At 34.7% G+C, this 12,737-nt stretch carries 11 protein-coding genes; 8 read left to right on the top strand and 3 right to left on the bottom strand.

Annotated elements, in window-relative coordinates:
* Both pckA and argH read left to right on the top strand, forming a co-directional pair.
* Positions 1 to 1,575: a phosphoenolpyruvate carboxykinase (ATP) gene (pckA, locus tag DMB95_RS02745; RefSeq protein ID WP_142930976.1), complete on the top strand. Its 1,575-nt coding sequence runs from the start codon at positions 1 to 3 to the stop codon at positions 1,573 to 1,575.
* Between the two features lie 4 nt (positions 1,576 to 1,579).
* Entirely contained in the window at positions 1,580 to 2,962 is a 1,383-nt protein-coding gene (gene argH / locus DMB95_RS02750; protein WP_142930829.1) for an argininosuccinate lyase, read from the top strand.
* A 583-nt stretch (positions 2,963 to 3,545) separates the two neighbouring features.
* On the opposite strand, the gene DMB95_RS09710 is transcribed toward argH, so the two are convergent.
* Together DMB95_RS09710 and DMB95_RS02760 are read right to left on the bottom strand one after the other, a co-directional pair.
* Positions 3,546 to 3,713: a hypothetical protein gene (locus DMB95_RS09710; protein ID WP_238386869.1), complete on the bottom strand. Its 168-nt coding sequence runs from the start codon at positions 3,711 to 3,713 to the stop codon at positions 3,546 to 3,548.
* A 138-nt stretch (positions 3,714 to 3,851) separates the two neighbouring features.
* Positions 3,852 to 4,430, bottom strand: a complete 579-nt coding sequence (locus tag DMB95_RS02760) for a hypothetical protein (protein WP_238386868.1) — start codon at positions 4,428 to 4,430, stop codon at positions 3,852 to 3,854.
* A gap of 137 nt (positions 4,431 to 4,567) precedes the next feature.
* On the opposite strand from DMB95_RS02760, the gene DMB95_RS02765 reads away from it, so the two are divergent.
* Positions 4,568 to 5,113 carry a methylated-DNA--[protein]-cysteine S-methyltransferase gene (locus tag DMB95_RS02765; protein ID WP_202922022.1) on the top strand — a complete coding sequence of 182 codons (546 nt, stop codon included), beginning with the start codon at positions 4,568 to 4,570 and terminating at the stop codon, positions 5,111 to 5,113.
* A gap of 43 nt (positions 5,114 to 5,156) precedes the next feature.
* Here DMB95_RS02765 and DMB95_RS02770 read toward each other — a convergent pair whose 3' ends face one another.
* Entirely contained in the window at positions 5,157 to 5,474 is a 318-nt protein-coding gene (locus DMB95_RS02770; protein ID WP_137633007.1) for a histidine triad nucleotide-binding protein, read from the bottom strand.
* Positions 5,475 to 5,649: 175 nt separating this feature from the next.
* Here DMB95_RS02770 and pheS point away from each other — a divergent pair, with 175 nt between their 5' ends.
* Genes pheS through DMB95_RS02795 form a run of 5 tightly spaced genes read left to right on the top strand, consistent with a single transcriptional unit; the run spans position 5,650 to position 12,736 of the window.
* The gene (gene pheS / locus DMB95_RS02775; protein WP_442861442.1) at positions 5,650 to 6,585 is read left to right on the top strand and encodes a phenylalanine--tRNA ligase subunit alpha; all 936 of its coding nucleotides are present in this window, start codon (positions 5,650 to 5,652) and stop codon (positions 6,583 to 6,585) included.
* A complete protein-coding gene (pheT, locus tag DMB95_RS02780) occupies positions 6,582 to 8,906 on the top strand; it encodes a phenylalanine--tRNA ligase subunit beta (protein WP_142930831.1) in 2,325 nt (774 codons plus the stop codon). The genes pheS and pheT overlap by 4 nt, the downstream gene beginning before the upstream one ends.
* Positions 8,903 to 10,186: a 3-phosphoshikimate 1-carboxyvinyltransferase gene (gene aroA, locus DMB95_RS02785; RefSeq protein WP_142930832.1), complete on the top strand. Its 1,284-nt coding sequence runs from the start codon at positions 8,903 to 8,905 to the stop codon at positions 10,184 to 10,186. Before pheT ends, aroA begins: the two co-directional genes overlap by 4 nt.
* Positions 10,176 to 11,009 (top strand): 4-hydroxy-3-methylbut-2-enyl diphosphate reductase, encoded by an 834-nt coding sequence (locus tag DMB95_RS02790; protein WP_142930833.1) that lies wholly within the window; start codon positions 10,176 to 10,178, stop codon positions 11,007 to 11,009. Before aroA ends, DMB95_RS02790 begins: the two co-directional genes overlap by 11 nt.
* A gap of 59 nt (positions 11,010 to 11,068) precedes the next feature.
* Entirely contained in the window at positions 11,069 to 12,736 is a 1,668-nt protein-coding gene (locus DMB95_RS02795; protein ID WP_142930834.1) for a 30S ribosomal protein S1, read from the top strand.
* The last annotated feature ends 1 nt before the right edge of the window (position 12,737 follow it).

A 12,737-nucleotide genomic window follows, 5' to 3' on the forward strand; every position in this document is an offset into this window, starting at 1 on the left:
ATTAAAGATTTTGATAAATTAGGACTTGTTAATGTTGGGCAGGTTTTTCATAATCTAAGTTATGATGAGCTTTTTAAGCATGAAGAGCAAAACAAAGAAGGTGAAGTTACTAAAAACGGCACTTTTGCAGTAGATACTGGCGAATTTACCGGTAGAAGCCCAAAAGATAAGTATTTTGTCAAACAAGATCCAAGTCAAAAATACCTCGCTTGGGGCAAGATAAATCATCCTATCTCAAAAGAACTCTTTGAAACACTTCTAGCAAAAGCCAAAAAGCAACTTAGCGATAAAAATATTTATATACAAGATGTCTTTTGTGGCGCGTCTTTAAAAAGTAGAAAAGCTGTGCGTTTTGTCAGCGAAATCGCTTGGCAGGCTCATTTTGTTAAAAATATGTTTATCCGCCCAAATGAAGAGGAACTAAAGGATTTTAGCCCTGATTTTGTGGTGTATAATGCGTGCAAATGTGTCAATGAAGACTACAAAGAACAAGGTTTAAACTCAGAAGTTTTTGTGATCTTTGATATAGAAGCAAATATTGGCGTCATAGGTGGTACTTGGTATGGTGGGGAGATGAAAAAGGGTATTTTTTCTATGATGAATTATTGGCTACCTTTGGAAAATAAATTCCCTATGCACTGCTCGGCAAATGTGGGAGTTAAAGGCGATGTAGCCCTTTTCTTTGGACTAAGTGGCACTGGAAAAACTACACTTTCAACTGATCCAAAGCGAAAATTAATCGGTGATGATGAGCATGGCTGGGATGATGAGGGCGTGTTTAATTTTGAGGGTGGTTGTTATGCAAAATGTATAAATTTAAGTGCTGAAAATGAGCCTGAAATTTACGGGGCTATTAAAAGAAATGCTCTTTTAGAAAATGTAGTGTTAAATGCTGATAAAAGCGTAGATTTTAAAGACGCTTCAAAGACTGAAAATACTCGCGTATCTTATCCAATCGAGCACATTTTAAACCACGAGCCAAGCTTAAAAGCTGGACATCCAAGCAATATCATCTTTTTAACTGCTGATGCTTTTGGGGTTTTGCCTCCTGTAAGCAAGCTTACTAAAGAACAAGCAATGTATTATTTTTTAAGTGGTTATACAGCTAAAGTAGCTGGCACAGAGCGAGGCGTTACAGAGCCTCAAGCGACTTTTTCAGCTTGCTTTGGCGAGCCTTTTATGCCTCTTCATCCAACCGTGTATGCTAAGCTTTTAGGACAAAAGATAGACAAGCATAATGTAAGCGTATATCTTGTTAATACCGGCTGGAGCGGTGGAGGCTATGGAGTAGGGCAAAGAATGAGTATCAAAGCAACAAGGGCTTGCATTAATGCTATACTTGATGGCTCTATAAAAGCTTGCGAATTTGAGAATTTTGAGCTTTTTGATTTGGCTATCCCTAAGGCTTTAGCTGGAGTTGAAAGCAAGCTTTTAAATCCTATAAATACTTGGAGCGACACAAATGCTTATAAACAAGCAAGAGCGAAGCTTGCTAGTATGTTTGTAGAAAATTTCAAACGTTATGAAGATGTGGCTGAAGGTAAAGAATACTCCGGTTTTGGTCCCAAGGCATAAATAAATGAAAAATTCCATGTGGTCTGGTCGCTTTGAAAGTCAAAGTAGCGAGCTTTTACAAGAATTTAATGCAAGTTTGAATTTTGATAAGCTCTTATATAAACAAGACATACAAGGATCAATCGCTCATGCAAGTATGCTTTGTCATTGTGCTATCATCAGCGAGGCTGAAAAAGATGCGATGGTTAAGGGTTTAAAGCAGATTGAAGCTGAGATTGAAGCTGGTGAGTTTCACTTTGACATCAAAGATGAAGACATACATATGGCGATTGAGAAACGTCTTTCAGCTTTAATAGGTGCTGAAATAGGCGGTAAGCTTCACACTGCAAGAAGTAGAAACGATCAAGTCGCCACTGATTTTAAGCTTTTTGCAAAAGAGCAAAACCAGCTTTTGCAAAATTTACTCAAAGAACTCATTGAAACTTTACTTACTCACGCAAAGGCTCATAAAACAACCATTATGCCTAGCTTTACGCACTTGCAACACGCCCAGCCTGTAAGCTTTTCTTTTTGGATTTTAAGTTATGCTTTTATGTTTATGCGTGATATTAAAAGGCTTGAGGCAGGTTTTGAGCTGGCTGATTTTTCCCCACTTGGAAGCTGCGCTTGTGCTGGCACGAGCTATCAAACAGATAGAATGCTAAGTGCGAATTTGCTTGGCTTTAAAGGCATTATGCCAAATGCGATGGATGGCGTGAGTGATAGGGACTTTTCCCTTGATTTGCTTTATACCATAGCTGTGATTTTCATGCATACTTCAAGGCTATGCGAGGAACTTATACTTTTTTCAAGCTCTGAGTTTAATTTCATACAAATTAGCGATGCGTATTCTACAGGAAGCTCTATCATGCCACAGAAAAAAAATCCAGATGTATGCGAGCTTATAAGGGGTAAAACAGGCAGGGCTTATGGAAATTTAATCGCTCTTTTAACCACGATGAAAGCTCTACCACTTGCGTATAATAAAGACATGCAAGAGGATAAAGAAGGGCTTTTTGATAGTGTGTTAAATGCAAAGCAAAGTCTTATCATCTTAAATGCTATGCTTAAAGAAATCAGCATAAAAAAAGAAAATATGCTTAAAGCTTGTCAAAAAGGGCATTTGCTGGCTACTGATTTGGCTGATTTTTTAGTGCGTGAAAAAAATATCCCTTTTAGAAAGGCTCATTTTATAGTCGGCGAAGTGGTAGCAAAGGCTGATAAAATGGGACTTGACTTAAGCGAGCTTACAAATTTGCACGAACTAGAACCTCTTTTTGATAAGGCAAGCGCTAAAAGGCTTTTAAATTTTGAAAATTCTTTAAATTCAAAGCAAAGCGAAGGCTCAAGCGCTGTAAAAAGCGTTGAAAAGCAAATTGAAATTTTAGAAAAGCTCTTAAAAGGCTAGGTTAAGCTTTTTAAGAAGTGCTTCTTGTAAAACTTAGCATTTTTATTATACGCAAATTTTTAAAAATAAAAAAAAGTATTTTCAAATTTTTATCGTCTTTTTTCCTTACTGCTTAAAATTCAAGTCCTTTGAATTTTTTACACTTTTGTCCAAAATTCTCGCTACTAACAATTCTTAAGTGTGTTTTTATGACAAATAGCATTAAGCAAAACAAAGACTCACTTTTTATTATTACCTCCAAAGGTATTTTTATGCTTCTCTTATAAAATCTTTAAATGAGCAGAGTTGTATCCTTCATAGTTGATTTATAACATTGAAGTTTGATTGAGAATTTTAACTCCATTAGGAGTTTTTATATAAGTTTTTATGCTTTCTTCTGCTTCAACAATATATGTAACTACAAATTTATTTTTACTCTTTGTGAGTTCTATCTCTACATTTAAATTGTCGCTTTCTGTTGTAATGATAATGGTTTTCTTCAAATTCTCATTATCATTAGGTAAGTTCATAGTTAGGATTTGCCTGTAAATTAAGCGCTCTTATATCATATTTTGGGAATTTAATTTCTTTTTGCAAGTCTTGTTTAAAAAGCCTTTAAAATATCCACATTAGGAACAAACTCTTCGCTGGCAGAGCAATGATAGTCATCACCGCAAATTTTTTGTTGGTATTTTAAGCCTTCTTCTTTTTCTATGATTAATTCTGCATACGCAAAAACCAAACAGCCTAACAACAAAACTAGCTTTTTCATTTATTACTCCTTTTGTTTAATTGTGCTTTATTCAAGATAAAAATTTCACACCTCATATTGCTCATCTTCTCTTGCCTTATTGTGAATTTTGTGGATTATAAGTAGCCGCAATAGTAAGAATTTCTTTACTTGTAACATTCATAATTCATTTGCCCTTTTTAAAATCTTTTGCATTTTTGGCTGATTATTATATTTTTCTTGCAAGATTTTATAAGCTTGTGAAAGTGGCTTGCAGTATTGCTCTATTTTTTCATCAAGCTCTTTTTGTCTTGCTTTATCATATCCATATTCACCGCGAAAATAATTACAAGCACAAGCATTTTCTATATATGTTTCAATATCTTGTGGATATAGTATTTTGGATTTTATAATGCTTTGTGTATGTGTATTTACTTGCTTTAAAGATATATCAAAACTTTTATAAGTGCAAATTTTCTTTCCATTGTCAAAAGCTTCTAGGCTGATTTTTACTTCTTTCGCATTTTCCCACTGCACCTTAAGTGTTTTATATCCATAAATTTCACTTTCCTCATCATCAAGTGCTTGTGTGATATTTTCCATAGTTTTAATCTCTTGTGGTAGATAATAGCCCTGCGAAAAACTATTTTTCATTTGGCTGTAAGCTTTTGTGATATTTGTATCTGCAAAAATATCTTCTTGTTCTACTTGTGCAAATAAGCTATTGCAGCAAAATAATAAAACCAATACATAACGCATTTATATTTTTACCTTCTAACTCAAAGAATTTTTTATACAGCTTGTAATTAAGATTATATCCAAATAGAATATATAAAAAACTTAGAATTTGCAATATTATGATATTATCGCTTTTAAATAAAAATCAAGGCATAAAAGTGAAAGGCTATTATCAAACAAACTATGCTTCTTCTTTTGGAGATATTACCCTAGCTTGTGATGGTAAAAATCTCATAGGCTTATGGCTTGAAAGTCAAAAGCATTTTGATGGCAAGCTAAAAGCTCAAGCTATATATAATGATGATTTAGAAATTTTTAAACAAACCAAAGCTTGGCTTAAAAGCTATTTTAAAGGCGAAAAACCAGCTATTTCAGAGCTTTCACTTGCACCCATAGGCACTGAGTTTAGGCAAAGAATTTGGCAAATTTTATGTGAAATTCCTTATGCAGGGCTAATGACTTATGGTGATATTGCTAAAATCATCGCTAAAGAAAAAGGCAAAGCTAAAATGTCCGCTCAAGCTGTAGGTTCTGCTGTAGGACATAATCCTATCTCTATCATCATCCCTTGTCATAGAGTCGTAGGAGCAAATGGCAATCTCACAGGCTATGCAGGTGGGATACAAACTAAAATCAAGCTTTTAGAACACGAAGGTGTGGATATGAAAGGCTTGTTTATCCCAAAAAATTTAAGCCTGCTTTAGTTATATTTTAAATTTTTAAGCAGCTTGAGTTGTAAGAAATTACTTAAAATCCAGCCAAAAGATGAAAATGCAAGTGAAATACCTCTTGTCCAGCTGCTTTACCGCAATTTGTAAGAAGCTTATAGCCGCTTTTATCTACACCTAAAAGCACAGCAAGTTCTTGAATAAAACTTGTCATTTTCATCATCACTTCAGGATCAAGTTCTTGAAAGTCTTTAAAATGCTTTTTTGGTATGATGAGTATGTGAATTTTTGCTTTTGGATTGATATCATGAAAAGCTAAGAAATCCTCACTTTCAAGCACTTTATTGCAAGGGATTTTTCCCTCGACTATGAGTTCAAATACGCTTTTTTCTTGCATAATATTCCTTTAAGATTTAAATTTAAGCAATTATACCCTAAGTTTTATGTGTTTTTTAATTAAAAATAGGCTAAAATACCCCAAATTTTAATTTTATACTCTAAAAAAAGGAAAACATTTGCAAGAACTGATTTCAAAGATACAAGCGTGCTCGAGTTTAAGTGAGCTTGATAAAATGCGTGTTGAAATACTTGGCAAGAAAGGTTCTTTAACACTTGAGTTTGCAAAGCTAAAGGATATGCAAGGCGAAGAAAAGAAAGAATTTGCAAACTCGTTAAATATACAAAAAGACGCTTTTAACAAGGCTTTTGAAAGCAAGGCTAAGGAACTAAATTCACTTGCGCTTGATGAAAAGATGAAAGAAAATGCCCAGCATTTTAGTTATTTTGATGAAAATGCCCAAGTTGGAGCCTTACACCCTGTAATGGCGACTATGGATAAGATCATAGAATACTTTTTGGCTTTAAATTTCAGCATAGAAAAAGGACCTTTGATAGAAGATGATTTTCATAATTTTGAAGCTTTAAATTTACCAAAGTCTCACCCAGCAAGAGATATGCAAGATACTTTTTATTTTGATGATAAAAGACTTTTACGCACACACACTTCACCAGTGCAAATTCGCACCATGCTTAAGCAAAAACCACCTATTAGAATGATTACTCCAGGAGCCGTGTTTAGAAGGGATTTAGATCTTACTCACACGCCTATGTTTCATCAAGTAGAAGGGCTTGTGGTTGAAGAAGGTCAAAAGGTTAATTTTGCGAATTTAAAAAGCATTTTAGAAGAGTTTTTAACCTTTATGTTTGGCGATGTTAAAGTGCGTTTTCGCCCAAGCTTTTTTCCTTTTACAGAACCTTCTGCTGAAGTGGATATATCATGCGTATTTTGCAAAGGGCAAGGCTGTAGGGTTTGTAAGCAAACAGGTTGGCTTGAGGTTTTAGGGTGCGGGGTTGTTGATCCAAATGTCTTTAAATTTGTGGGTTATGAAAATGTAAGCGGTTATGCCTTTGGGCTTGGGGTTGAGCGCTTTGCTATGCTTTTGCATGAAATTCCGGATTTGCGTTCTTTATTTGAGGGCGATTTAAGATTATTGGAGCAGTTTAAATGATACTTACAAAAACTTGGTTAAATGAATTTGTAGATTTAAGCTCTAAAAGCTTGCAGGATTTGGTTAAAACCTTAAACGCCATAGGCATAGAAGTTGATGACGCACATAAATTAAAAGCTCCAGATAAAGTAGTCGTGGGCTTTGTTAAAGAAAAAAATAAGCACAAAGATGCAGATAAGCTTAATGTTTGTAAGGTTGATGTTGGAGAAACTGACTTGCAAATCGTTTGTGGGGCAAGCAATGTTGAAGCAGGGCAGTTTGTAGCCGTAGCCTTAGAAGGTGCTAAGCTACCAAATGGCTTAGTGATTAAAAAGGCTAAGCTTAGAGGCGTTGAGTCTTGTGGTATGATATGTTCGAGCACCGAGCTTGGTTTTGCTAAGATAAATGATGGCATTATGGTGCTTGATGAGAGTTTGGGGGATTTGATCCCGGGCAAAGCTTTAAATGAATATGAGCTTTTTAATGATGAATACATAGAAGTTGAACTTACCCCAAATAGAGGCGATTGCTTAAGTATTTATGGCATAGCAAGGGATTTGGTAGCTGCTTTAGAGCTTGAGTTTAAAAAACAAGAAAGCTTTAGCGAGCCAGAACACACGCTTGGTATAGGAAGGGTGTTAAGAATCACTGCTGAAAAAGAGCTTCAAAGCACTTTTAATTACCGCGTTATCGAGCTTAAAGATGAACTTAAACTTTCTTTGACGATGAGACTTCGCTTAGCCACTATACAAAGCTTAAGTCAAAATGAAGTGATGAATTTCTTAAATTACGCTACACATTCAACAGGTGTGATTTTTAATGCCTATGATTTTAAGGTTTTAGAAGCGAGTGAAAGTGAATTGAGCTTAAAAATTTCAAAAGGAAAATTTGCTGAAAGTATCATCTCTTGCAATAACAAGCAAATCGCTATAACAGGCATTTATGAAGAAAAATTTGCCAAGCTTAATGAAAACTCAAAACTTATCATCATCGAAGCAAGTTATACTTGCCCAAATATCATCGCTGAAGCAAAACCACACTACAAAGAACAAGATAGCGAAGTGGTGTATCGTAGCTTTAGAGGAAGTGAGCCAAGATTAAGTTTAGGCGTAGAATACTTACTTAAAAAAATGCTTAAATACCCAAGCATAGCTATTTATACAGGTTCTCAACAAGTGCTTTGTGAAAGAGAACAAAAAGAAGTGAATTTTAATGTCGCTGATATCAATAAAATGATAGGCATTGATATAGACAAAAATGAAATTGCTAAAATTTTACAAAAGCTTGGCTTTGAACTTAGCGTTATTAGCGATCAAATTTTAAATGCTAAGGTGCCGATTTGGCGAAGTGATATAAGCAATGTTTCTGATATCTGCGAAGAAATCGTGCGTATGATAGGCATTGATAATATTAAAGCACAAGGACTTGAATTTGTAGAAAAAAAACGTTTTAATCAAACTTATGATGAGTATAAACTGCTTAAAGATATAAGACTTAAAGCTGTAGCAAATGGCTATTTTGAAAGCGTGCATTATGTGCTTGATAGTCAAAAAGAACTTGATGAGCTTGGTTTTAACACAAGTAAAATCAAGCTTGTAAATCCTATAAATTCAGATCTTAATGCCCTAAGAAGCACTTTGATTAACCAGCTTTTAAACGCAGCAAGTTTTAATATCAAAAATTCCCAAAAAGTCATCAAACTTTTTCAAAGCGGTGCTACGTTTGATGAAAAATCAAATGAAAGCCATAAAATCGCCTTTTTAAGTTGCGGTTTTGTTGAAGAAGCAAAGATAGCAAATAAAGCAAAACCACAGCTTGTAAGCTTTTACGCCTTTTTACTCAAGCTTAAAAATATCATCGGTTCTTTTGAGCTTCAAAGCTCAAATCATCATTTTTTAAGTCCTTACGAGCAAGCAGATATTTATAAAGAGGGCGTTTTAATCGGCTTTGTTGGTAGGGTGCATTTAAAGATCGAGCAAGATAAAGACTTACTTCAAACTTATGTTGCTGAACTTGATTTATCAAAGCTTAAGGCTGAGTTTAAAAAAGCAAAAGTGTATTCTAAATTTCCTAGTATGAGTAGGGATTTAAGCTTGCTTGTGCCAAAAGGCTTTGCATATAGTGCCTTAAAACAAGCTGTAAATGAACTTAAAATTCCTATCTTAGAAAGCTTTAGGATAGTTGATATTTATCATGATGAAAGTTTAAAAGAACATTTTAGTTTAAGCATAAATTTCCTTTTCAAGTCTTTGGATAAGACGCTTGAAGAAAGTGAAGTAACAGCTGCTATAGAAGCGATTTTAGCCCACTTAAAAGCAAAATTAAAGTTAGAATTGCGATGAAAATTTATCCTCTTAAGAAAGAAATCAAGGCAAAGCTAGATCAAATTGCTGCAGATAAAAGCATATCTCATCGCTTTGCGATTTTTTCCTTGCTTAGCAAAGGACAAAATCACGCTAAAAACTATCTTTTGGCTGAGGATACTTTAAACACCCTTAATATAATCAAAGCTCTAGGTGCAGAAGTTTCAAGACAAGGCAGTGAAGTTTTTATCACTCCGCCCTTAAAAATCATCTCGCCAAATCAAGTTTTAGAATGTGGAAATTCAGGCACGAGCATGCGTTTAATGCTGGGCTTATTAAGCGGAGTTGAGGGCTTTTTTGTTTTAAGTGGAGATGAATACCTTAATAAACGTCCTATGCAAAGGATAAGTAAGCCTTTAAGAGCTATTGGAGCGCAAATTTATGGCAGGGATAATGCAAATCTTGCACCTATTTGCGTGCAAGGGAACAAGCTTAAAGGCTTTGATTATAAAAGTGAAATTTCCTCAGCTCAAGTAAAAACAGCGATGATTTTAGCTGGGTTTATGGCAAGTGAGAAGTCGTATTTTAGTGAAGTTAGCCTAAGTAGAAATCATAGCGAGTTTATGCTAAAGGCGATGAATGCACCTTTAAAGATAAGTCAAGATGAGCTTAGCCTTGAAATCAGTCCTTTAAAAGAGCCTTTAAAGCCTTTAAATATCACTATACCAAATGATCCTTCATCAGCGTTTTATTTTGCTTTAGCAGCGTGTATTTTGCCTCATTGTGAAATTTGCATTCAAAATGTCTTGCTTAATCCTACCCGCATAGAAGCTTTTAAGGTGCTTGAAAAAATGGGCGCAAATATACAATATAAATTGTATGAAAAAAGTTTCGAGCAAATCGGTGAAATTTGGGTAAAAAGTAGCGAGCTAAAAGCTGTAAAAGTGAGTGAAAATATCGCTTGGCTCATCGATGAGGCTCCAGCTTTAGCCATAGCTTTTGCTTTGGCAAAGGGTAAAAGTGTGCTTAAAAACGCTAAAGAATTGCGCGTTAAAGAAAGCGATAGGATTAAAGCCATGGTTGAAAACTTGCAAAGATGTGGCATTAAGGCAAGCGAGCTTGAAGATGGTTTTGAGATTGAAGGTGGCATACCCAAAAAAGCACAAATTCAAAGCTTTGGCGATCACCGCATAGCTATGAGTTTTGCGGTTCTAGGGCTTGTGTGTGGTATGGAAATAGACGAGAGTGAGTGTATAAATACTTCTTTTCCAAATTTTAAAGACATACTTTTAAACTTGGGAGCAAAGATTGATTATTGAGTTAGCTAAGAATTATGGTTTTTGTTTTGGGGTAAAAAGGGCGATTAAAAAAGCCGAGCAGATTAAAGATGCAGCAACGATTGGACCGCTTATTCACAACAATGAAGAAATTTCAAGGCTTGCTAAGGGTTTTAATGTCAAAACCTTGCAAAATATAAGAGAATTAAGCAATGAAAAAAAAGCCATCATACGCACTCATGGCATTACTAAGCAGGATTTAGCCGAGCTTAAAAAGCAAGATATAGAAATTTTTGATGCAACTTGTCCTTTTGTCACTAAGCCTCAACAAATTTGTGAAAAAATGAGTGCTGAGGGCTATGAAGTCGTGATTTTTGGCGATGAAAATCATCCTGAAGTCAAAGGCGTAAAAAGCTATGTAAGCACAAAAGCGTATGTGATCTTAGATGAAAGCGAGCTTAAAGGCATAAAGCTACCAAGCAAAATCGCTGTGGTGAGTCAAACTACAAAAAAAGTTGAAAATTTTATGAAAATTGTAAATTTTTTAATGCTAGCTTGCAAAGAAGTGCGAGTGTTTAACACGATTTGTGATGCAACCTTTAAAAATCAAGAAGCCATTTTAGAACTTTCTAAAAAAAGCGATGTGATGATCATCGTTGGTGGGCGAAACTCAGCAAATACAAAACAACTTTTTTTAATCGCTCAAAATAACTGCCAAGATAGTTATCTCATCGAGACTGAAGCAGAATTACAAGCTCAGTGGTTTAAAGATAAAAAACACTGCGGCATAAGTGCTGGTGCTTCAACTCCTGACTGGATCATACAAAAAGTCATCAAAAAAATAGAGAATTTAAGTAAAAATTAACTCTAATTAAAGAAAAAATCTGCTACAATGAAGCTTTTATTATTTTTAAAAGGACCAAGATGGCTGAGGCGAACAAAAAAGTTCAAACAAGTATGGACGATTTCACTGATGAAGAAAACTTTGAGCAATTGCTAAAAGAATTTGATAAAAAAGATGAAGGTGCCATAACACAAGGTGTGATTGTTGCGATTAAAGACGAAGAAGCTTTTGTTGATATAGGCAAAAAATCAGAAGGAATTCTAGCAATAGACGAGCTTAAAGATGCTGGGGGAAATTTACTCTACAAAGAAGGCGACAAACTTGAAGTTGCTGTGATAGGAAATCGTAATGGCAAGCCTCTTGTCTCTCATAAAAAAGCTTTAAGAAAACAAAAAGTCGTTGAATTTATCAAAAATTATACAGAAGATGATAATAAAATCCTTAATGTAAAAATTATCTCTAAAAACAAAGGCGGTTTTGTTTGTGTTGATGATGAGGGTGTTGAGTTTTTCTTACCTCGCTCGCAGTATCTTGCAAAAGATGGCAATGTCATCGGAAAAAGCTTGAAAGTAAAGATCATTAAGATCGATCAAGACGAACAAAGCATAGTCGTTTCACGCAAAAAAATTCTTGATGATGAACGCAAGAAACGCAAAGAACTAGTTAGTGATATCGTCGAAGAGGATAAGATTATCGAAGGTATCATTAAAAAAATCACAAGTTATGGAATGTTTGTTGATGTTGGCGGTATAGATGGGCTTGTGCATTATAGCGAAATTTCATATAAAGGGCATGTTAATCCAAATGCACTTTACAAAGAAGGCGATAGCGTAAGTGTAAAAGCTATAAAATACGACAAAGACAAAAAACACCTTTCTTTATCGATCAAAGCAGCGCAGCCTGATCCTTGGAAAGAGATCAAAGACAGCCTAGAGCTTGGCGATACGATTAAGGTTGTTGTTTCAAATATAGAAAATTATGGCGCTTTTGTGGATTTGGGAAATGATATAGAAGGCTTTTTACATATCAGCGAGCTTTCTTGGGATAAAAATATCAAACACCCAAGAGATCATATCAGCAAAGGACAAGAACTTGAAGTTGAAGTGATTGAAATCGATCCAAACCAAAAGCGTTTAAGAGTTTCTTTAAAAAATCTTCTTGCAAAGCCTTTTGATGAATTTGTAAAAAACTATAAAGTAGGCGATATCATCAAAGGAAAAGTAAGCTCGCTTACTAATTTTGGGGCTTTTATCGCTATAGATGGAATTGAAGCCTTGCTTCATAATGAAGACTGCTCTTGGGATAGAAATGATAAGTGCAAAGACTTATATAAAATAGGCGATGAGCTTGAAGTAAAAATCATCAAAATCGATCCAGAAAATCAAAAAATTTCTTTAAGCATAAGAGAACTCAGCCAAAGTCCGGTGCAAGCTTATATCAAAGAATTTGGTATAGGCAAGATCGTAAAAGGCAAGATTAAAGACATTAAGGATTTTGGTGTTTTTGTTGAACTTAGAGATGGAGTTGATGCGCTCATTCACAAAGAAGATATTAATGCTAAAGATATGGAAGAGCTTAAAGTAGGCGATGAGATAGAATCAGTCATTAGTTTTGTCGATGAAAAGAAAAACAGAATTCGTCTTAGTGTAAAAAATCTCAAAAGAATGAAAGAAAGAGAAGTTCTTAACGAAATCAACAACAACGATAGAGTAAGTTTAGGCGATATCATCAAAGAACAACTTTCTTAAA

The sequence above is a fragment of the Campylobacter sp. MIT 12-8780 genome, from assembly GCF_006864535.1.
Classification (GTDB): domain Bacteria; phylum Campylobacterota; class Campylobacteria; order Campylobacterales; family Campylobacteraceae; genus Campylobacter_D.